Source organism: Nocardia sp. CNY236 (assembly GCF_000482385.1).
Taxonomy (GTDB): domain Bacteria; phylum Actinomycetota; class Actinomycetes; order Mycobacteriales; family Mycobacteriaceae; genus Nocardia.
The window spans coordinates 154930-175709 of the sequence record NZ_AXVD01000011.1 but is presented as its reverse complement, the minus strand read 5'-3'; the positions used below and the strand labels follow the sequence as shown (position 1 = coordinate 175709).

General features: G+C 65.6%; 16 protein-coding genes. 6 read left to right on the top strand and 10 right to left on the bottom strand.

The features are described from left to right. Window positions 1-276: 276 nt before the first annotated feature. From K940_RS0109145 to K940_RS0109130, 4 genes are read left to right on the top strand one after another with little or no spacing between them, the layout of a single operon-like run. On the top strand, window positions 277-3117 hold the full coding sequence (locus K940_RS0109145; protein ID WP_028477279.1) for an SWIM zinc finger family protein: 2841 nt from the start codon (window positions 277-279) through the stop codon (window positions 3115-3117). Further along, the gene (locus K940_RS0109140) at window positions 3114-4214 is read left to right on the top strand and encodes an AAA family ATPase (protein WP_028477278.1); all 1101 of its coding nucleotides are present in this window, start codon (window positions 3114-3116) and stop codon (window positions 4212-4214) included. The genes K940_RS0109145 and K940_RS0109140 overlap by 4 nt, the downstream gene beginning before the upstream one ends. Beyond that, entirely contained in the window at window positions 4211-6466 is a 2256-nt protein-coding gene (locus K940_RS0109135) for a DUF5682 family protein (protein ID WP_028477277.1), read from the top strand. The genes K940_RS0109140 and K940_RS0109135 overlap by 4 nt, the downstream gene beginning before the upstream one ends. Beyond that, window positions 6463-7620 carry a VWA domain-containing protein gene (locus K940_RS0109130; RefSeq protein ID WP_028477276.1) on the top strand — a complete coding sequence of 386 codons (1158 nt, stop codon included), beginning with the start codon at window positions 6463-6465 and terminating at the stop codon, window positions 7618-7620. The genes K940_RS0109135 and K940_RS0109130 overlap by 4 nt, the downstream gene beginning before the upstream one ends. Before the next feature lie 256 nt (window positions 7621-7876). On the opposite strand, the gene K940_RS0109120 is transcribed toward K940_RS0109130, so the two are convergent. The 6 genes from K940_RS0109120 to K940_RS33500 all read right to left on the bottom strand — a co-directional run bounded on the left by K940_RS0109120 (window position 7877) and on the right by K940_RS33500 (window position 14694). After that, the gene (locus K940_RS0109120; RefSeq protein WP_036528008.1) at window positions 7877-10405 is read right to left on the bottom strand and encodes an ABC transporter permease; all 2529 of its coding nucleotides are present in this window, start codon (window positions 10403-10405) and stop codon (window positions 7877-7879) included. Between the two features lie 34 nt (window positions 10406-10439). Beyond that, window positions 10440-11216: an ABC transporter ATP-binding protein gene (locus tag K940_RS0109115; protein WP_051407024.1), complete on the bottom strand. Its 777-nt coding sequence runs from the start codon at window positions 11214-11216 to the stop codon at window positions 10440-10442. Window positions 11217-11227: 11 nt separating this feature from the next. Beyond that, a complete protein-coding gene (locus K940_RS27590) occupies window positions 11228-12247 on the bottom strand; it encodes a hydroxymethylglutaryl-CoA lyase (RefSeq protein WP_081706239.1) in 1020 nt (339 codons plus the stop codon). Next, complete coding sequence (locus K940_RS27585) at window positions 12244-13503, bottom strand: CaiB/BaiF CoA-transferase family protein (protein WP_051407034.1); 1260 nt, start codon at window positions 13501-13503, stop codon at window positions 12244-12246. The genes K940_RS27590 and K940_RS27585 overlap by 4 nt, the downstream gene beginning before the upstream one ends. Window positions 13504-13566: 63 nt before the next feature. Then, the gene (locus tag K940_RS0109100; RefSeq protein ID WP_028477273.1) at window positions 13567-14337 is read right to left on the bottom strand and encodes a deoxyribonuclease IV; all 771 of its coding nucleotides are present in this window, start codon (window positions 14335-14337) and stop codon (window positions 13567-13569) included. Between the two features lie 72 nt (window positions 14338-14409). After that, window positions 14410-14694, bottom strand: coding sequence for a hypothetical protein (locus K940_RS33500; protein ID WP_231390294.1), 285 nt, complete (start codon window positions 14692-14694; stop codon window positions 14410-14412). A 285-nt stretch (window positions 14695-14979) separates the two neighbouring features. Here K940_RS33500 and K940_RS0109090 point away from each other — a divergent pair, with 285 nt between their 5' ends. Continuing rightward, window positions 14980-15627, top strand: a complete 648-nt coding sequence (locus tag K940_RS0109090) for a hypothetical protein (protein ID WP_028477271.1) — start codon at window positions 14980-14982, stop codon at window positions 15625-15627. Window positions 15628-15682: 55 nt separating this feature from the next. Here the strand turns inward: K940_RS0109090 and K940_RS0109085 are convergent, their stop codons facing one another. Together K940_RS0109085 and K940_RS0109080 are read right to left on the bottom strand one after the other, a co-directional pair. Further along, window positions 15683-16813, bottom strand: a complete 1131-nt coding sequence (locus tag K940_RS0109085) for an acyl-CoA dehydrogenase family protein (RefSeq protein WP_028477270.1) — start codon at window positions 16811-16813, stop codon at window positions 15683-15685. 9 nt (window positions 16814-16822) lie between these two features. After that, window positions 16823-17992: an acyl-CoA dehydrogenase family protein gene (locus K940_RS0109080; RefSeq protein WP_028477269.1), complete on the bottom strand. Its 1170-nt coding sequence runs from the start codon at window positions 17990-17992 to the stop codon at window positions 16823-16825. A gap of 201 nt (window positions 17993-18193) precedes the next feature. Between K940_RS0109080 and K940_RS0109075 the strand changes: the two genes are divergently transcribed. After that, window positions 18194-18922 carry a hypothetical protein gene (locus tag K940_RS0109075; protein ID WP_028477268.1) on the top strand — a complete coding sequence of 243 codons (729 nt, stop codon included), beginning with the start codon at window positions 18194-18196 and terminating at the stop codon, window positions 18920-18922. A 73-nt stretch (window positions 18923-18995) separates the two neighbouring features. Here the strand turns inward: K940_RS0109075 and K940_RS0109070 are convergent, their stop codons facing one another. Both K940_RS0109070 and K940_RS27580 read right to left on the bottom strand, forming a co-directional pair. Beyond that, window positions 18996-19916: a hypothetical protein gene (locus K940_RS0109070; RefSeq protein ID WP_028477267.1), complete on the bottom strand. Its 921-nt coding sequence runs from the start codon at window positions 19914-19916 to the stop codon at window positions 18996-18998. A gap of 208 nt (window positions 19917-20124) precedes the next feature. After that, the gene (locus tag K940_RS27580) at window positions 20125-20703 is read right to left on the bottom strand and encodes a DUF456 domain-containing protein (RefSeq protein WP_051407023.1); all 579 of its coding nucleotides are present in this window, start codon (window positions 20701-20703) and stop codon (window positions 20125-20127) included. Between the last annotated feature and the right edge of the window lie 77 nt (window positions 20704-20780).

The window sequence follows — 20780 nt, the reverse complement described above, 5'->3', positions numbered from 1 at the left end:
CACCCCTCGCACCAACCCCGACGGGCAGCTCGATGGTGTCAGCACCCGGATGGGTGGCTCGGTCGCGCCGAACAGGACAGAATGCCAGAGCAGCCGCAGCCACGCAAGATTTCCGAGCGACGAATACATCGTCGCGACAGGTCTTCTCACGTTCGGCAGCCGGCGACCTCGACGTGCCCCGGCCGCACAACATGTCGGTGCGCTGCGATACAACTGTGCGCGCTCGACCGAAGAACGAAGGAAGGCGATGCGACACATTCGCGCAGGAGTCACCCGATGAGACCATGGACCGAGGATCAGATCGAGAGGGTGGCACCAGATGCGAAATCGCTGGTAGCAGCAGGCAAACTGGCGGGCCGCTGGCGCGACAGCGGACACCACGACAGCGCGCTGTGGGGCCGGTGTGCCGGCAGCGGCGCGACGGTGTATCAGACTGTTGTCGATCTGTCCGGTCCCGCCTACCGATGCTCCTGCCCGAGCCGCAAGATCCCGTGCAAGCACGCGCTGTCACTGTTGCTGCGCTGGTCCAAGGGTGAGGTCGCCTCGGTCGCGGAGGCGGCGGATTACGCCACATCGTGGATCGACGAGCGCGCAGCTCGCGCAGCCCGGGCGGTCGTACCCAGGGTCCGAACCCCGAGCGCGACCACCGCGCAGCAACGCAGAGCTCGGGTGGGCGCTGGGCTGGACGAACTCGATCAGTGGCTCGCCGACCAAGTACGGACCGGACTCGCACAGAACGATCATTCTTTTTCCGCGTTCGATGCCATTGCCGCCCGAATGGTCGACGCGCAAGCTCCCAATCTGGCCTCGGCATTGCGCCGCCTTCCGACCGTGATCGCCACGCGACCCGACTGGCCGGATATCGTGCTGGGTGAATACGCCTGGATGCACCTGCTGATCACCGCACACCGGCAGCGCGACGCAGCCGCGCCTGCACTGTGCGCCAGTATCGACAGCCATATCGGCTACCCCACCCCCGTCGAAACGGTGCGCGCCGAACCCGCGGTCCGCGACCACTGGATGGTCGTCGGCCTGCAGATCACCATGCAGGAGCGGCTCTACACCCGACGAACGGGACTGTACGGGCGTGTCAGTGGTCGGTGGGCGGTCATCATCGACCATTCCTTCGGGTCCGCCGACTTCCCGACCCAACCGGCGGCGCTGGGCCACGTGATCGATGCACAGCTGCACTTCTACCCGAGCGCCGCGCCACTGCGGGCGCTGTGGGGAACGCACTACGGCACCGCCGAAACCTTCACCGCCATCCACACTGCGACGAACCGGCCCGCGACCATCGCCACAGCGCTCGCCGAGCATGCCGCCGCATTGGGCGCCGATCCATGGCTACGCACCTGGCCGGTGCTGCTGGCCGAGGTGGTGCCGACATGCACCGACCAGGGCTGGTATGTCACCGACCCCGGAGGCGAGGCGTTGCCCATTCGGCCAACCGAACAACCGTGGTCCCTGCTGTCGGTGTCCGGCGGCCACCCGGTCACCGTGGTCGGCGAATGGACTGCCGAAGGCCTGTCGCCGGTCTCGGTCTTCGCCGAAGGAGAATTGATCGACCTGGCACGAAACGACTCGTCCCGCGGCGCGGGGTCACCCGCGCCCACCAGCGGCGCACGGAACCGGGAGCTGACCTCCGTGGCTTTGCTGGGCACCGCACGGCGCGCACCGGACCTCGCCACCATGGCCCCGATCGCCGCCGCGGCAGCGGCGCAGCTGTCGACCGATCCGGCACTGCGACTGCTCGAATCGGTAGCGCTTGACGACCTGTTCCTCCGTGGTGGTATCACACCCGTTCCTGCATGCACTCCGGAGCCCGCGGCGAGCGACCCTCGGCAACGGCTTCCGCGCCCCGCTGCAACGCGCCTTGCGGGGATGCTCGGTTTCGATCATTCGGGTTTGCGGTTTTTGAACGAATGGCTCGCCGCGGCCGCCGTACACGACTATCGGGCCCCGGACGACCTGTGCGACCTGCTGCTCGACAATGCCGAGATCCACACTTCTCAGCGCGAGCCACTCCTGCGTTTGGCCGGTGTTCGAGGCGCCTGGCTGGCGTCGCAGCATCCGGTGTGGCAGTCCTCGACGCAAGCCGAGCCCTGCACGGACACCTGGCAATTCGGCCGCCCACCCCAGCGACGCAACTGGCTGGGCGAACTGCGCCGACGCGATCCCGAGGCCGCCAGAACACGCCTGACCGAGGCGTGGCCGAAAGAATCCGGACCCGCCAAGGCCGAACTGCTCGCGGTGCTGACCGACGGCCTGACACTCGCCGACGAGCCGCTATTGGAAATAGCACTGGACGACCGCCGCCCCGACGTCCGCCGAACCGCGGTCGGACTGTTGGCCCGGCTACCCGATTCGGCATTCGCCCAACGCATGTGCGCGCGGGCGCACGCATGGCTTCACATCGACCATCGGCCACCACACACCCACATGGGAGTCGCACTACCGGCTACCGTGGACGCAGCGGCACGGCGGGACGGGATCACCGGCCGCGAATTCGCCTACAACTGGGACGGCGCACCCGATGTCACCGCTAAACACCTTCGGCAACTGGTCGCGGCGACACCATTGACGCACTGGGCGCAGGCACTCGGCACAGCTGCTGCGGCAGCGAAAGTCGTGATCACCGATCGGTTCCGAGGGCCCGTCTTCGACGGCTGGCTGGATGCAGCTCTGGCGCACCGTGATCCAGAGTGGGCACGAGTGTTGTTCGCAGCCGGTGTACCCACCGATGTGGCCCTGCTGCGCAGGCGCGAGTTGTTCGCCCTACTACCGATGACCGAACGAGTCGAGCACCTCCTGCACCTCGACAGCACCTGGATCTCCGAACTCGAAGCGCTGTTGCCGGCCATGGGGCATCCGTGGCCGGAGCCCCTTGCCCAGCATGTGCTCGTGCTGCTGGTAGAGCAGGCTCGGTCGGCAGCGCGCAGCGGGGCGAACCTGCCTCGCTCGCTGTTGACCACGGCCGCAACCCATCTTCCCGTGGCCACCGCGGGCACACTGTCGGCGGCGGCGCGCCGATGCGACGATCCCGACTGGGAATCGGCCTTCGACCAACTGGCCAACGATCTCATCTATCGCTCGAAAATGCTCGAGGAGTTGCAATGACCCCCACCGACCGGCGCCCTACGGTGCTGCGCCCGCACGCGGAGCAGAAGTACGCCGAGGAACTACGCGCCCTCGCCGGCGCCGACGACCGGCCTCGCCCACCGTCGTGGCGACTGTCGCCCTGGGCGGTGGTCACCTATCTGCTCGGCGGTACCCTCGACGACGGTACCGTGATCACCCCGAAGTACATCGGCCCACGCAGGCTGATGGAGGTGGCCGTGGCCACCCTGGCCACCGATCGGGCACTGCTGCTGCTCGGTGTGCCGGGAACCGCCAAAACCTGGGTATCGGAGCATCTTTCCGCAGCCATCAGCGGCGCATCGACCCTGCTGGTGCAAGGCACCTCGGGCACGGCCGAAGAGGCGATCCGGTACGGATGGAACTATGCTCGGCTGCTGGCCGACGGTCCGAGCGAGGCAGCATTGGTGCCCTCCCCGGTATTGACGGCCATGCGAACGGGGGCCATCGCTCGAATCGAGGAACTCACTCGCATCCCCTCGGATGTACAGGACGCGCTGATCACCATCCTGTCGGAGAAGACTCTGCCGGTGCCCGAACTCGGGATGGAAGTGCAGGCGGCCAAGGGCTTCAACGTCATCGCCACCGCCAACGACCGCGATCGCGGTGTGAACGAGCTGTCCTCCGCACTGCGCCGCAGATTCAATACGGTGGTGCTCCCGCTGCCCGGCAGTGAGGACGAAGAAGTCGCGATCGTCGTTCAACGCGTCGAGCAACTGGGTTCCGCCCTGGAACTTCCGGCGGTGGCGACCGCTGCCGACGAGGTGCGGCGGGTGGTGCGGGTCTTCCGGGAACTGCGTTCCGGCAGCACAACCGACGGGCGGACCAAGCTGAAGTCACCGTCGGGAACGCTATCGACCGCCGAGGCGATCTCGGTACTCACCAACGGCATGGCATTGTCGGCGCATTTCGGCGACGGGGTTCTGCGCGCCTCCGACATTGCGGGCGCGGTGCTCGGCTCGGTGATCAAAGATCCAGTGGCCGACGCCGTGGTATGGGCGGAATATCTGGAAGCCGTGGTCCGCGAGCGGCCGGACTGGTCGGATTTCTACCGGGCCTGTCGTGAGGTCTCCGGGTGAATTCTGGCGCAGCACCCGATCCGACGACCAAGGTTTTCGGTATCCGGCACCACGGTCCCGGGTCGGCTCGCTCGCTGCAGCTGGCCCTGGACGCATTTCGCCCCGATGCAATTCTCGTCGAAGGACCCGCCGATGCCGACCCACTGGTGGGTCTGGTGGCCGCCGAAGGGATGACTCCGCCGGTGGCATTGCTGGCGTATGTTCCCCATGCCCCGTCCACCGCCGCATTCTGGCCCTATGCAGTGTTCTCCCCCGAATGGCAAGCGCTGCGCTACGCCGCGGACCACGACGTGCCGGTTCGGTTCTGCGATCTGCCCGCGGCCATCTCCCTCGCCACCGAGGTCGAGCCGAACGACCGGTTCGATCCGCTGGCGACATTGGCCGAGGCGGGCGGCTACGACGATGCCGAACGCTGGTGGGACGCGGTGGTCGAGTCCGCCCCCGATGCCGGGGTTTTCGACGCGATCGCCGAAGCGATGGGCACGTTGCGCGAGCACGCCGGACCTGCTGAACATACAGCTGTCGAAATCGTCGATGACTCGGGGCCTGCGGTCTCGATCGATCCGCACACCGTGCGTCGGGAAGCGCATATGCGCCAATGCATGCGCGCCGCGCTCGCCAACGGAGCCACGCGCCTTGCGGTGGTGTGTGGCGCATGGCATGCGCCCGCGCTCGCGGGCACGCTCGGTCCCGCCGCGCCGGATGCTCGGCTGCTCGCCGGGCTGCCGAAAACCAAAGCAGTGCTCACCTGGGTCCCGTGGACACATTCACGACTGTCGACAACCTCCGGCTACAGTGCGGGCATCGCTTCACCGGGCTGGTACCACCATTTGTTCACCGAAACCGAGCAACCGCTCACTCGGTGGCTGACCCGGGTAGCCGCGGTGCTACGCGCACGCGACCTGCCCGTCTCCAGTGCGCACATCATCGAATCCGTGCGGCTTGCCGACACACTCGCCACACTGCGTGGGCGACCCCTGGCCGGTCTGTCGGAAGTCGTCGAGGCGACCCGATCCGTGCTCTGCGGCGGAGACGAGACGATGCTGCAGCTGGTGGTGAGTGAACTCGTTGTCGGTGAGGCGCTCGGCGCCGTACCGGAGCAGACGCCGACCGTTGCGCTGGAGGCAGACCTACGTGCAGCGATCCGGTCGCTGCGCCTGAAGCTCGAACCGCAGGCCCGCACTCTGAACTTGGACCTGCGCAAGAAGAACGCGGTCGCGCGGTCACGTCTGCTGCACCGGCTGCGGGTGCTGGGCATCGACTGGGGTCGGCCCACCAGCAATGGCGATCCGCGCGCCACCAATACGTTCCGGGAATCCTGGATCCTGCAATGGCAGCCCGACTATGCGATCTCGATCATCGAGGCGTCGCGCTGGGGCACGACCCTCCGCGCCGCCGCGGAGGCCAAGATTCTGGACTCGACGAGCGGACCCGACGTCACTGTTGTCGCGTTGATCGGCGCGGTGCGCACAGCGCTGCTGTCGGATCTCGGTGGCGCCGTCGACGGGTTGATCAGCCGGCTGGATTCCATCGCCGCACTCGATCACGACGTCACACACCTGCTCGCCGCACTGCCGGACCTGGTTCGAACCCTGCAGTACGGTGATGCACGCGGCACCGATACAACCGCGCTGGCCCGCACCACCGACGGGCTGTTGGTCCGGATTTGTGCGGGACTGCCCGCCGCGGTGAGCGGACTGGACACCGACGCGGCGACCGAGCTGCGCCCCCAACTCGACCTGGCACATACCGCAGTGCACATCCGCGATGACGAGTGGGCGACCCGCGAGTGGTTGGCGACCCTGCGTCGGATCGTCGACCGTGAGGACGTGCACGGCGTCCTGGTCGGGCGAGCGGTCCGCTTGCTGGCCGACTCGGGTCGGATGGACGACGCGGAATCCGCGCGCAGGCTCGCGGCAGCCCTGTCGGTGGGCAACCCTGCTGCGGCCAAAGCAGCATGGATCGACGGGTTTCTGGGCGGCCGTGGATTGGTCCTGGTGCATGATCGTGCTCTGTTGGGATTCATCGACGACTGGCTTCGCAGACTCGACGAGAATTCGTTCGTCGACACGCTTCCATTACTACGCCGAACATTCGGCGGCTTCGAATCGGGTGAGCGCCGTGCGATCGGACAGGCTGTGCGCGACAGCGGGTCCGTGACCACTGCCGGGGCCGGCCTCGTGGATATCGACGAGCGCCGGGCCGCTATCGCCATTCGCACCGCCGCGGAAATCTTGGGAGCGAGGACATGAACGACGAAATGCGGCTGCGACGGTGGCGCCTGGTGCTCGGCGCAGCAGCGGACGCACCACTCGGCACGCTGGAAGTCAGCACCGACACGGCAATGGATCACGCGTTGTCAGCGCTGTACAACGTCGACGACGAGCCGCCATCCGGCCCGCGCGGTGGAAGTTTGCAAGGCTCGGCGCCACGGGTGGCCCGCTGGCTCGGCGACATTCGCAGCTATTTTCCGACAACGGTCGTCGAGGTCATGCAGCGCGACGCCGTGCAGCGACTCGATATCGCCCAATTGCTGCTCGAGCCGGAGCTCTTGGACGCAGTGACACCCGATATCCACATGGTCGGCACTCTGCTGAGCCTGAACCGGGTCATACCGGAGACCACCAAAGCGACCGCACGCCTCGTGGTCGAGAAGGTGGTGCGCGAGATCGAACAACGCATAGCCTCACAGACCGTAGCGGCGGTTTCCGGCGCGCTCGATCGCGCAGCGCGCGTCTCCCGGCCTCGATTGCGGGATATCGACTGGGACCGCACTATTCGCAAGAACCTCGCCAATTACCTCCCCGAACACCGAACCGTCGTTCCGGAACGCCTGGTCGGGTACGGCCGCAAAGCGCATACGATACAGCGCGATGTCGTGCTCGCGATCGACCAGTCCGGTTCGATGGCTCCCAGCGTGGTCTACGCCTCGGTGTTCGGCGCGGTGCTGGCGTCCATGCGGTCGCTGCGTACCTCACTGGTGGTCTTCGATACCGAGGTCGTGGACCTCACCGAGGATCTCGACGACCCGGTGGACGTGCTGTTCGGTACCCAATTGGGTGGCGGCACCGATATCAACCGCGCTCTGGCCTACTGTCAATCCTTGATCACCCGGCCCACCGACACCGTGTTCTTCGTGATCTCCGACCTCTACGAGGGTGGTGTTCGCGCCGAGCTGTTGCGCCGCGTCCGGGCGATGCGCGATTCCGGCGTGCAGATCGTGGTGCTGCTGGCCCTCTCCGACGAAGGCGCCCCCGCTTTCGACCATGCCAATGCTGCAGCCCTGTCCGCCCTGGGCGTGCCGGCCTTCGCCTGCACGCCGGACAAGTTCCCGGACCTGTTGGCGATGGCGTTGGACCGTGGGGATATTCAGACCTGGGCCAACGCCCACGCCGCCCATGAATAGCGCGCCGGCAAGCCGGCGCGCCGGCCGTTCTAGAAACCGATAACGCTCTGGAACAGGGAATATACCTGGACGGCCAAGGCCGCCACCGTGTTCACGATGCGGAACGGATCCATAACAGCTCCTTCTCCACGGTCGAATGGCACAGTGTTGCGGATACTACGCGGGGCCGGGTGTCGTTCGGGTGATCACCGCAGGCGTGTACACCGGTCGCTCTCGGTTGGTGCGCCACTCGATCGGCGCGGTGCACCAACCCCGGTCAGAGATCTGCCAATGCCGCGAGCGGAGGTGTACGGGCCGCTCGGACCGCCGGCCACAGTGCGGCCAGCACTCCGACGACACCCGAGCCGAACAACATCAGCACCAATTGGGTCCAAGGAATATCGATCTGATCGATTCCGAAATTGCGCAGCGTCCGCAGGAACCCGACACCGAGACCGATACCGAGCGCCAATCCGACGACCGCACCGAACAGTGCGATCAGCATCGACTCCAGGTAGATCGCCTGGCGTACTTGGGCACGGAGCATGCCCACGGCTCGGAGCATCCCGATCTCCCGACGACGCTCCACCACCGACAGCGCGAGTGTGTTCACAATGCCCAGAATCGCGATCACCACCGCCAAGGCCAGCAGGCCATAGAGGATGGCGAGCAGCATGTTGATCTGCTGGCCCTGCGCGCCTTTGAATTCTTCGCGATCTTGCACCTGGACCACGACGAACTGCTCGGTGGCTTTTTCCAGATCGGCGCGCATCTGCGCGACGTCTGCATCCGACGTCGCCTTGACCAGAACGAGCAGGTCGGTGCGGAAATTGAACGGCACCACTTCCTCGTAGACCACGGGCGAGATCACCATGGGCCCCAGCAGCGGATTGTTCTTGTAGACGCCGGTCACCGTGAGCGGTATCTCCTTACCGTCCACGCTGGTCGGCCGCACCTCCTCGCCGACCTGCCATCCCCGTTTGTCGGCTTCGTCCTCCGACAACAGAACATCGCGGTCACCGAGAGTGTCTCCACCACGAATGATTTCGTAGCTGAGTACGCCATCCAAGGCCCCGTCCGGCGAGCTGGCGATCAGTTGATCGTTGCCGATCTTGAAACCGGCGCCGCGGATACCGATCGCTTCCGCAACCCCGGGCACCGTGGTGCGAACCGCGTCGGCGGCCCCGAACGGTACGCCGAGCAATTGCGGCCCGCGCAACACGTAGTCGGCGCGTACGCCCTTGTCCACCAATACCGCCACGCTGGCCTTGGCCGAGGTGCCGAGCATTCCGATCGCCGATACCAGCATCAGCCCCAGCGTAAGTGCGAATGCAGTCGCGGCGGTACGGCGAGGATTGCGCGCGGCATTGTTGCCCGCCATGCGACCGATCGATCCGAACGGGCGCACCAGCACCCCGAGTGCGGCGACCAACGGCTGCGACAGCGCGGGCGCGGCAAGCAACACCGCGAAGATCAACCCGAGCGCGCCGACACCGACTGTGGCCGCGGCCGAGCCGCCCGTGTGTCGTGCGCCGAACACGACGAACCCCACACCGATGACACCCAGCACGGCCCCGACGAGCGTACGCACTCGCAGCGACTCGCCAGCGGAGGCGAACTCCTCCCGCATGGCCTGCACCGGCGGAATCCGCGCAGCGCGGCGCGCCGGCGCGTAGGCACTCACCGTCGTCACCACCAGACCGACCAGCAATCCCACCACGATCGTGCGCGGTTGGACGGCCAACGATCCGGTCGGCAATCCCAAGTCGAAGGCATTCAATACCGCCGACAGTCCGAATGCCAGCCCCACCCCACCCGCGAGGCCGATGGCACTGCCGATCAACCCGATGACGAGGGCTTCGCCGACCACCGACCGGCCGATCTGTTGGCGACTCGCACCGACGGCGCGCAGCAGCGCCAACTCGCGCAGTCGCTGCGCAACGATCATCGAAAACGTGTTGTAGATGATGAACGTGCCGACGATCAGTGCAATGGCGCCGAAAGCGAGGAGAAAATAGTTGATGAAGTTCAACGCGGTGGCGACGTCTCGCTTCAGGTCCTCGCGAACCTGCTCGCCATTCTGCACCTTGTAGGCGGGCAATTGCTCTGCCAGGTCGTCGCGCAACGCGTCGCCGGAGATACCGGCGGCCGCGATGTCCACGTAGGCGACATGTTGTCCGTCGGTGAACAACTCGCGCGCCTGCGCATCGTCGAACAGTACACCGATGAACCCGCCGGTGTCCGTGGGCTGCTCGTAGATCCCGGTGAGGGTGACATCGACGGGTTCGGGTTGCGACGGGATGAGGATCTTGGTCCGGTCGCCGATCTGCAGGCCGGCTCGCTCTGCCCCAGCGGCGCTGAGCCCGATCTCACCCGGACGCTCGGGGGGCGCTCCTCGAACGAACGCGTCGGTGTCGGCGACAGCGCGCTCCGGCGGTAGATACGACCGTCCGAACGACGGCGCACCACCGGTTTGAACCGCCTTCTTGCCGCTCGGATCCAGCAGTACGACCGGGCCGTTCACCATGGGAGCCACCGTCCCGACACCCGGATACTTGGCCAGCTCGTCCACGATGACGTTCGGAATGCCCTGTGCTTGCAGCTCCTTGGGACTCACTCGCACATCGACGCCCTTGGCCTCGTTGGCGAAGATACCGTCGAACGTGCGCTGCAAAGTGTCGGTGAACACGAACGAGCCCGCGATGAAGGCGGTACCGAGCACCACCGACAGCACGGTCAGCGCGAGCCGGACTTTGTGGGCTGCGAGATTGCGCAGCGCGACGGTGCGGATCGGATTGTCGGCCACTACCCCTGCCCCCCGTTCTCCCGGACCTGGGCGTTCACGCCTGCTCCAATGCCTTCATCCGATCGAGCACCGTATCGGCACGCGGATCGCGCAGCTCGTCCACAATACGTCCGTCGGCCAGGAAGACCACGCGGTCGGCGAATCCGGCCGCATGCGGCTCATGGGTGACGATGACAACCGTCTGGCCGAACTCGTCGACTGCTGCGCGCAGGATCGACAACACCTCTTCCGAGGCGCGGGAGTCCAGGTTGCCGGTCGGTTCGTCGCCGAAGATGATCTCCGGTTTGCCGGCCAGGGCCCGCGCGCAGGCCACCCGCTGCTGCTGCCCACCGGACAGCTCGCTGGGGCGGTGCGTCAGCCGATCGGTCAATCCGAGCCGCTCGATCACGGTGTCCAACCAGTCCTGGTCGGGCTTTCGTCCGGCAATGTCCAGGGGCAACGTGATGTTCTCCAGTGCAGTGAGCGTCGGCACCAGGTTGAACGCCTGGAACACGAATCCGATCCGGTCTCGGCGTAGCCGCGTCATCTGCTTGTCGGACAAAGTCGTCAGATCGGTGTCTCCGATATGGACGGCACCCAGGCTGGCACTGTCCAGCCCGGCCAGGCAGTGCATCAAGGTCGACTTCCCCGAGCCGGACGGACCCATGATCGCGGTGAACTCTTCCTTCGCGAACTCGACCGACACCCCGTCCAGAGCTCTGACTTGGGTATCACCCGCTCCGTAGATCTTCGTCACCTCGACGGCGCGTGCAGCGGTCTCGGTGGGAACCGCCGTATCGGCGGCATCGGCGCCCAACGCTTGCGAAGTCATGCCGTACAGTCTTACCGCGTTTGCGCCCGACCGCCATCAGGGACTTCCCCGACGCGCCGAGTACTACCGATTTCTTCGGCGCGTTCCACCTCGACACCCCGAGGCGCGGCGGACGCCGCCGAGACCACCCAGGGGAAGGCCGACGCCCTCGATCGGGCACCCTCCACAGCACGTGACCGGTTGGGCTCGCCGAGATCGGCCAGCAATTCGGTCGACATCTCGACCATGGCGGCGAGTGTGGCCGGGGTGAACCATTGCGGCCTGGTCGCGAACAGGATGTCTTCCGAGGCGGTATTGCCGCTCGCGCCCGGCGCGAACGGGCAACCGCCCAACCCACCGAGTGCACCGTCGACCATATCCGCCCCCGCAGCGACTGCGGCCAGCGTGTTGGCCACGCCCATTCCCCACGTATCGTGCCCGTGGAACACCACACGTCGGCGCGGCGTACGCTCCCGTACCGCGGCCACGAGCGTGGCCACGTGCCCCGGATACGCCTGTCCGAGGGTGTCGGCGAGCACGATGTCGGCAGCCCCGTCGGTCCGCGGATCACGGGCAATGGCCAGCACCCGTTCCGCGTCGACCGGGCCGTCGAACGGGCAGCTGAACGCGGTGGCCAGACAGAGTTGGATCGAACCGCCCACCTCGCGGGCCAATCGCACCGCCTCCGGCATCGCCGCAATGCTGTCGTCGGTGTCACGGCCGATATTCGCTCGATTGTGCGCGTCGGACACCGAGAAGCAGTACTGAAAGTTGCGCACGCCCACCGCAGCGGCCTTCGCGACATGTCGTGGCGTCGCCACCCACACCCAGCAGCGACTCAACTCCTCCGGAGTCAGCGCGGCAACCACCTCCATGGTGTTCGCCATCGGCGCGACCAGGTCGGGACGCGCCATCGAACCGATCTCCAACGCCGGTACACCGAGCGCCAACAAGCGACGAACGATATCCACTTTGCGTTGGGTCGGCAGCAGCTTTCCGGTCAGTTGCAATCCGTCGCGCAACGTGACATCGCGCAGCACCGGCGCACTCACCGTTGCTCCTCGGTCGAACCGCGGCTACCGACACCCGCGCCACCCTGTAGCGCGTCCACTTCTGCCTTGCTCATCCCGAGCAACTGCGACAACACCTCTCGAGTGTGCTCACCTAAGTCGGGTCCGACGCTGCGAATGGGTAGCGACTGCTCGCCGATCACCGGAACGATGCCGGGGAAACCGACGGATTTCGGCTGCGACGCCCCGACATCGACCATGAACGGTTGAATCATGTTGCGGGCTCGGTATTGCTCGTCGGCGACGATGTCGGCGGCCGAATAGATCGGACCGCAGGGTATGCCTGCAGCTTCGAGGTACTGGAGCGCCTCGGCACGACTATGCCGGATCGTCCACTCACCGATGGCTGCATCGAGCCGCTCACGATGGCGCCACCGGCCGGCATTGTCCTGCAGTTCCGGATCGCTGGCCAGGTCCGGACGGTCGATGACCGCCATGTAGCGCTGAAATATCGCGTCCCCGTTGCCGCCGATGATGATGCTGGCTGCGTCGGCACACTGGTAGGCGTTGCTCGGCGCGATCCCCTCCATCCGGCCTCCCACGCGTTCGCGCTGGACACCGTATGCGAGATAGTCCGGTATCAACGACTCCATCACCGACAGGATCGCCTCGTTGAGTGCCACGTCGATCACACGTTCCTGTAATGGAATCCGCTCGTCGTTCGCGGTCCGGCGTGCCCGCTGCAACAGCGCGGTCACGGTACCGAACGCCGCGTAGATCCCCGCGATGGAGTCTCCGATCGAGACCCCGGTACGTACCGGTGCGCGATCCGGGTCGCCGACCAACTCGCGCAGACCACCCACCGCCTCGGCGATCGCGGCGAAGCCAGGGCGCCCGGACAGCGGCCCGGTCTGTCCATAACCCGAGATCCGGGTGATCACCAGGTCCGGGTTCACCTCGTTCAGCGCCTCTGGGCCGAGACCCCACTTTTCGAGTATTCCGGGCCGGAAGTTCTCCAAGAGCACATCGCAGTGTCGGATCAGATCCAAGACGACGGCGCGCCCGGACTCGGTACCCAGATTCACGGTGATCGACTTCTTGTTGCGATTGATCGTCCGATAGAGCATCGAGGTGTCACCGCCGTACAGACGCCAGTTGCGCAACTCGTCGCCGGTCCCGGGACGTTCCACCTTGATCACTTCTGCTCCGAAATCACCGAGCATACGCCCGGCGGTCGGGGCGGCGATGTAGTTGCCGAGTTCCAGGACACGCACGCCATCCAGCGGCCGAATACTCATGCCACCAGTGTGGACCATGCCATCGGTGGTTTCCGCGCTATCGTGCGACTCGGCCATTGCCAGTCAGCCGAGGTGTTGCCGCAGGTATGCCAGATCATCGGCGATACCATCTGCGGGGGTTTCGAGGACGACAGGGGCGCGAGCTGTCCTACATACCTCGGCGAGCAGCTGTGGGTCGATGGTGCCATGGGCGAAGTTGGCATGCCGGTCGGCGCCGGAATCGAACTCGTCACGCGAGGAGTTCAGGTGCACCAGATCGATCCGGCCGGTGATCGCCTCGATCCGCTCCACGATGCCGATCAAGTCCTCGCCGGCCGCCCACGCGTGGCAGGTGTCCAGACAGAAACCCGCACCGTAGTCACCCACGGCGTCCCACAGTCGTGCGATGGCATCGAAGTGCCTGGCCATGGCATGGTTGCCGCCGGCGGTGTTCTCGATCAGGATCGGCACCGCGAAACCGCCCTTGTCCTGTTGGCGCTCGAACAGCTTGCGCCAGTTGTCTATTCCGGTGTCGCGCTCGGCGTCGGAACGTACGTGTCCTCCGTGGACGACCAGGCCGAAAGCGCCGAGCTCCGCGGCCGCCTTCGCCTGCTGTGCCACCGCGTTGCGCGAGGGCATGCGCAGCCGGTTGTTGAGGCTGGCCACGTTGATCTGGTAGGAGGAATGGATCACGACGTCGATCGAACTCGTGCGGATCTGTTCGGCCCGCGGATGAGGGACGGGTTTGTCCCAACTCTGCGGATCGACGACGAACATCTGAATCACCTCGGCGCCCAGTCGCTCACCGAAGCCGATCGGGTCGCTGTCGAGGCGGACATGTGCTCCAATGCGCATACCGGCCAGCCTATCGACCGCTTCCGACATCGCCCGGCAGTGACGCCGAAGCAGCCGAGGCGAACGCGAACTTCAGTCGGTATCGTCGGTACTGGCACGTAGCTTCAGCAGCACCAGTCCCGACGTACACGCGAGAATGAGCCCGGCGACGGTGATTTCGACGTGCAATCCGGCGATACCGAGCACCGCTGCGGCCCCACCTCCGACAAAGATCGCCCACGCCGAAATGCGCAAAAGCATCGTAGACAGTGTGCGGGCGGCCGGGATCGAGGCCATCTGCCGCACTGTGGCCGACACCGTCTCCTCGGCAGCACGGGGTGACCCATGCCGTGACGCTGTCGAGTAAGCACCCATCATCCACTCCTCGATGACGCCGGCCGGAGAACCACTGTCACGTTCTCACACAACATGTCTCGCGGTTCGACACGGGCGTCTCACCCATAACTTTCCGCCCAACGCTACGACGGCCGATCGTTGCACGACAGCGACACGTGCCCGCGACACGCCGAAGAGACCAATTCGATATCTGAATTGTCAGTGTTTTACACGCTTTGCTCGAGCACACCCGCGACGACCTGCCGCGCCCGATGACCCGGCCCCGAGTATCGTGAGGCCACTCGAGATACACCAGGAGTGTCACCGATGGACAGCAACAAGGCCACGATCGCTGGCTCGGCGGTCGCCGTGGGAGCAGTTTCCGTTGGACTCGTCGTGGTCGGGGTGTACGGCATCGACTCGCAGGACACCTATGTCCCGCCTCCGCCGCTGCGTGCTGCCCAGCAGGCCGAACCGGTCCTCCAGGAGATCGCCGCCGGTCCGACGACAGCCGAGGTGATCATCCCACCGTCGCCGAGTTGGAAGGTCGCGCCGTATCGGCGACAACCTCCGACCCCGTTCACCGGCTTCGCCAGCAGCACCACAGCGGGCAGCACCACAGCCAGCAGCAACCTTGCCAGCACGTCCGCCGAGCGTTCGACATCGATGCCAGACGAGACCACCTCGCCGAGCATCACGCAGGCGGAGTCGCCGCCGCTGACTCACGCGCTACGGTCTTCCGAACCGCTGTCCGCCGATGTGCCGGAACTCTCCCAGACACCAACACTCGCAGAAGTGCCGACACTCGTCGAAGAACCGACACTGCCCGCGCGAACTGGCGACAGCGCGCCAGGACCGTCCAGCATCACTCCGACCTCGGCAAACGCCCTTACTACCATTGTGCAGGCAATCGACACCGACCCGGACGACCCGATCGCGCAGAACGCAACCGGCACTCGAATCGACGCACAATGAGATGGTGGTGCGCGCAGCACCACCACAGCAGTCCTCTGGTTCGGGTAGCGCAGTCCTATAGTTCGGGCAGAACGTATTCGCCGACTCGGGAGCTGAGGACGCGCTGATGCTCCAGGAGCCCACCGAGCGTGCGCTCGATCGCGGTCAGCCGGGCCACGTAGTGGCCTACGGGGTACTCGGCAGTCATGCCGATGCCGCCGTGCATCTGGATCGCCTCCTGCCCGATGTGCCGGGCCGCACGACCGACGCGCAGCCTCGCACGGGAGGCGACCACTGGATCGTCGCCTCCGCCGGCCAGCGACGCTGTCGCATACATGCTCATGCTGCGCGCCAACTCCAAGGACACGTACATGTCCGCCGCCCGCTGAGTAAGTGTCTGGAATTTCGACAGCGAGACACCGAATTGCTTGCGCTGCACAAGATATGCCGAGGTCAGCTGCAATACCTCGTCCATGGCACCGACCGACTCCGCGCATAGACCTGCCTGTGCCCGGGTCAGCACCGAGGCGATCACCTCGGTCGCCCCCGCCTCCCCGAGCCGCTCGGCCACCACGTCGGCCAGCTCCAGCTGTGCACCGCGCTGACCGTCCATCGTGCGGTACGGCTTACACACGACACCCGACGCGTCCGGTGCAACCAGGAACAGCCCTACCTCACCGTCCGGCAGCCGGGCACTGACCACCAACTCGTCGGCGCAATCACCGTGCGGGATCGGGTTCTTGACGCCGGTGAGCGTGTAGAAGCCCCCTCGAGCGGACACTGTCGCGGTGGTCGTCGGCTCCATGGACGGCCAGCGAGCCCCGGGTTCGGAATGGGCAAAGGCGAGTAGTTTCGTGCCGGCCGCCACCTCCGGCAGGATCCGTTGGCATTGCTGGGCCGTGCCCGCCCTGGCGACAAGCCCGCCCGGCACCCACACCGCATCCAGAATCGGTTCCGGTGCGAGCCTGCGCCCGAACTCTTCCAGCACAACCATCGTCTCCACCGGCCCGGCACCAGCGCCGCCGTCGGCTTCGGAGAAGGGCAAACCGAGTACGCCGAGTTCGGCGAGCTGGCGCCACACATCGCGGCTCCAGCCGAGTTCGGAATCGGTGACTTTCGACCGGGTTTCGGCGTCGTAGGTACCCGCGAGCAGATCGCGAATGGTGTCGCGAAGCAAGTTCTGTTCAGCGGTGAGTTCGAAATCCATGATGTCGCCTCACAATCCGAGGATCGTGGAGGCGATGATGGTGCGCTGCACCTCGCTGGAGCCTCCGTAGATGGTTGTCTTGCGGTAGTTCAGGTAGTGCGGTCCACTGCGCTGCGCCCAGGAGGGCGACGCGATATCCTCTGCATCCACCGGAACGGCGTCCGGACCGGCAATGTCCAGCAGCAGCTCGGTCGCCGCTTGCTGCAGCTCGGAACCGCGCAGCTTCAACACCGAGGAGACCGGATTCGGTTTGCCCTCCGCGGAGTCGGCGACCACTCGCAGCTGGGTGAGCTCCAACGCGAGCAACTCGTTCTCCAGTTCGGCGACCCGCGTAGCGAACACCGGATCATCCAGCAACGTTCCAGCACCCAACCGGACCTCGGCGGCGTGCTGCTTGGCGACACCGACCATGACCTTGGTACGTCCGACTCCGGTGATACCGGTGCGTTCGTTGCCCAGCAGAAACTTCGCGTAGGTCCAGCCCATGTTCTCCTCGCCGACCAGCTGGTCGGCAGGCACCCGAACATTCTCGAAGAAGACCTCGTTCACTTCGTAGCCACCGTCGATCAATTTGATCGGACGGATGGTGACGCCGGGAGCCTTCACATCGAACAGCAGAAACGAGATACCCGCCTGCTTCTTTCGTGCGTTGGGATCGGTGCGGACCAGGCAGAAGATCCAGTCTGCGTGCTGGGCTGCCGTGGTCCAGATCTTCTGGCCGTTGACCAGGTAGGAGTCGCCGTCGCGAACCGCGGTGGTGCGCAACGACGCCAGGTCCGAGCCGGCGTCCGGTTCGGAGAAGCCCTGGCACCACCAGATGTCCAGCGCCGCGGTGGGGGGCAGGAATCGTTGCTTGAGTTCCTTGGATCCGAAGTGGGCGATCACGGGTCCGACCATCTGCGCATTGAAGGTCAGTGGCTCCGGCACCGATGCGAGTTGCATCTCGTCCTGCCAGATATGCCGCTGCATCGGCGTCCAATCCTTGCCACCCCACTCGACCGGCCAGTGCGGTACCGCTATGCCGTGGTCGTTGAGGATCTTGTGCGCGGTGACGACGTCACTGGTCAGCCCCCGACCATTGCGGACCCGCTCGCGAAGGTCGTCAGGGATCTCGGTCCGATAGAACGCGCGCAGCTCGTCGCGAAAGGCGGCGTCATCGGGCGACAAGGATAGTTTCATACGCATCTCCCTGCGTGTCTCGTACTTCAGGGTCGAAACTACCCTGCGAAGTTGTTCGTCTGTCGACTGGATCACAGCCGAGGTACGCGGACCCATCCCAGACCTCTCACCCCCGCCGCTCCCGACACGCTGGATCCGGCGAGCTGGTACCTTGCTCCCCAGGGGCGGGGACCCCGAAGAGTTCGGTATGCAGGAGAACGAGTGCACAGCAGGACCCTCGCGCGCGCCACAGCGATCGCGGTATCTGTCGGTATCGGCACAGCGCTGATGGGCACGAGTCCAGTTGCCGCCGCACCCGGCCCGACACCACTGCAGTCCGGGTTGGACGAGCTGATCGAGAGTGCAGAATCCGATCCCGCCACACAAGCCGGCATCGACGCGGTCGTCCAGTACGCGACACACACCGACGCCGACCAACTGCGCGTGATTGCGAGCGCCTTCACTCCCTTCGCTTATGCAGCGCCCACCTTCGGCTGCGGGAGCAATGGCCCGATTACCACGATCGTCGCCGCAGCGTCCACCAATGCCCCGGACGACGCGCTCGCGGGCAATGCCTCGGACTTGAATGTCACGCCCAGCACGCTGCGGTTCAGCGCGACACCCGCGCACCCTGGCACTGCACTCGCCTCTGGGCTCGTCGTCGCGTGGGTCAACGTGAACACCGGCGCCAGCGGCGTCGCCCCACTCGACGACATGACCGAATACGGCATGCCGTCACTGTCCAAGACGGTCGAGAGCGGTCCGGGCACAGTGCTCGCTTCGATGTGGGGCATCATCGACTACCCATTCGCGCACTGCGTGATGACTCCCACGGTAGGCCTGTTCACCGTGCCGGACGAGCCGAAGACCGCACCTGTCCTCGATACTGCGCGGGTCATCCCAGGATTGGTCGCGCCGGGTCCGGACACTTCCGCATCCACTGCTCCCTAGCCGATCGCAGTCCGATCCGCGAGAATCGGCCGGCCGGCGTGCAGGGGTGCAGCCAGGTCACAAGCCACCCGCCTCACCTGGACAGACGAATACGCAGGATCGCACCGCTCTCTGTGCTCGCAACCAGTTCGTTCGGCTGGTCGGGCACGGTGGCGACTGCGGTCATCGGCTGGTCGTACACAATCGTGCATGTAGTGCCGGTTGCCGGATCGACGCGGACCAATTGTCCGGCGAGTGTGGTGACGTAAGCGATTCCCTCCGAATCGACCAGGAGGTCATCGGCGAAATCCGGTAGACCGGCCACCGGAGCAGACAGGTCTGCGACGATGCTGTGTTCCTCGGGGGCAGAGATCGGGATGCGAACGATCCGACCCAACGGACCACCGTTGGTGGTCACGTACACCATGTCGTCATGTGCAGCAACGCCACTGGCCGCCGGCGCGGCTACGAACTGCTCCCATGCGTCCTCGGCCGGCGCCTCGGAACGAATCTTCACCACACCGGACAGGGTCGCGACGTACAGGTCGCCTCGAGCATCGAATGCGGCGCCGTTGGGCATCGTGAGCCCCGAGACGAATATCTCGGGCTCGGGCGCGGCAGCCGAGGGATCGAAACGAACGATGCCACCTGGACGAACGACACTGGTGGGCGAAGCGCCATAGACCACATACAGCAACCCGTCGGGGCCGAGCCGAACCGCGCCGGGCAATTCCACCGGCACGGTTGCCGTGAGCGTCCCCGCTGAGTCATAGCGTTGTACTTCGTTGCGGTTGAGCCGGGATACCCACATGTTCTCCTGCGCATCGTAGCCAACGTTCTCCGACCAATCGACGATCGGAATCTCGAAAGGCACGGCGGTAGTCGCTGTGGCGCCGACACAGGAGGGAGGCGGGGCAGCATCGCTGGGCTGAGCTGTGGCGACCGGCGCGATCGCTGCGCCCATTGCCAGTGCTGCGGCCGAGAGCCCAGCGAGGCGAGGTCGGACGGCTTTCATCGATGAAAAGTCCTCAACGCGGCCCCTCAGCTCGGAAGGTGGTATCCGCGACGCAGTATAGCTGCCTCGGTGACGAAAGACGTCGCCGCGCAGAGCGGATCATGATGGACGACGCACCGGGCCGCCAGCCCTCGGACCAGTCGAACCCCAACCACAGCGTCCTGGTGCTGGATTGCCTTCCAACACCAGGACGGTGGTGTCGAGACCGCTATCCTGCCTGGATCGGAGCCGGCTGCGGGTTTTCGATCTCATCGGGTACAGGCTGGGTGTAGCCGATCACGGCGCCCAGCAGCGCACCGAACACGGCCCCCGGAATGATGCCGATCAGAAGTGGCAGCCCGATCAGAGCACCGATCAGAGCACCGATTCCAGCTGCCTCGCCCGCCCGCTGCAAGCGATATTGATCGGCTGCATAGCCGATGTTGGTCCCACTCGGCAGCGCGGAGTTGGTCAACTCCAACCGCCGACCATCATCGGCCACGACCGGTTCGAGCGTAACGGTGTCGTTTGCGATCTCGTGCGCCAGCGGGATGGTAGCGACCAGTGCGCCATCCTCGTCGGAGAGAGTCACGGCACCCTCCGTGAGCTCGAACCGACCGTCCGCCACCGTGGTCACCAGGCGAGCGTCACTGTCGAGCACCGACTCGTACTGGATCCCGTGATCGATCCCCTGGTCGGCCAACACCGTCTCAGCGGTCGGCGTTCCGTGAGCCGTACCAGCCGCAATAGCAGTGGTGCCGATTGCCAGCATGGCTGTAGCAGCGTACTTCCTGAAATTCACTGTCATATCCCCTTGCTGTCCCAGCCAACTCGACTGGAACAGCAAACCTTAACCGATTTCCAAAACGGTCAGAAATTCCGGGG

Bases quoted from the DNA above. Each gene is read 5' to 3' on its own strand.
- K940_RS0109080 (WP_028477269.1), bottom strand. From the start codon at position 17,992: ATGAAACTATCCTTGTCGCCCGATGACGCCGCCTTTCGCGACGAGCTG.
- K940_RS33500 (WP_231390294.1), bottom strand. From the start codon at position 14,694: ATGATGGGTGCTTACTCGACAGCGTCACGGCATGGGTCACCCCGTGCT.
- K940_RS0109115 (WP_051407024.1), bottom strand. From the start codon at position 11,216: ATGACTTCGCAAGCGTTGGGCGCCGATGCCGCCGATACGGCGGTTCCC.
- K940_RS0109140 (WP_028477278.1), top strand. From the start codon at position 3,114: ATGACCCCCACCGACCGGCGCCCTACGGTGCTGCGCCCGCACGCGGAG.
- K940_RS0109145 (WP_028477279.1), top strand. From the start codon at position 277: ATGAGACCATGGACCGAGGATCAGATCGAGAGGGTGGCACCAGATGCG.
- K940_RS0109085 (WP_028477270.1), bottom strand. From the start codon at position 16,813: ATGGATTTCGAACTCACCGCTGAACAGAACTTGCTTCGCGACACCATT.
- K940_RS0109100 (WP_028477273.1), bottom strand. From the start codon at position 14,337: ATGCGCATTGGAGCACATGTCCGCCTCGACAGCGACCCGATCGGCTTC.
- K940_RS0109130 (WP_028477276.1), top strand. From the start codon at position 6,463: ATGAACGACGAAATGCGGCTGCGACGGTGGCGCCTGGTGCTCGGCGCA.
- K940_RS27585 (WP_051407034.1), bottom strand. From the start codon at position 13,503: ATGAGTATTCGGCCGCTGGATGGCGTGCGTGTCCTGGAACTCGGCAAC.
- K940_RS0109070 (WP_028477267.1), bottom strand. From the start codon at position 19,916: ATGAAAGCCGTCCGACCTCGCCTCGCTGGGCTCTCGGCCGCAGCACTG.
- K940_RS0109090 (WP_028477271.1), top strand. From the start codon at position 14,980: ATGGACAGCAACAAGGCCACGATCGCTGGCTCGGCGGTCGCCGTGGGA.
- K940_RS27580 (WP_051407023.1), bottom strand. From the start codon at position 20,703: ATGACAGTGAATTTCAGGAAGTACGCTGCTACAGCCATGCTGGCAATC.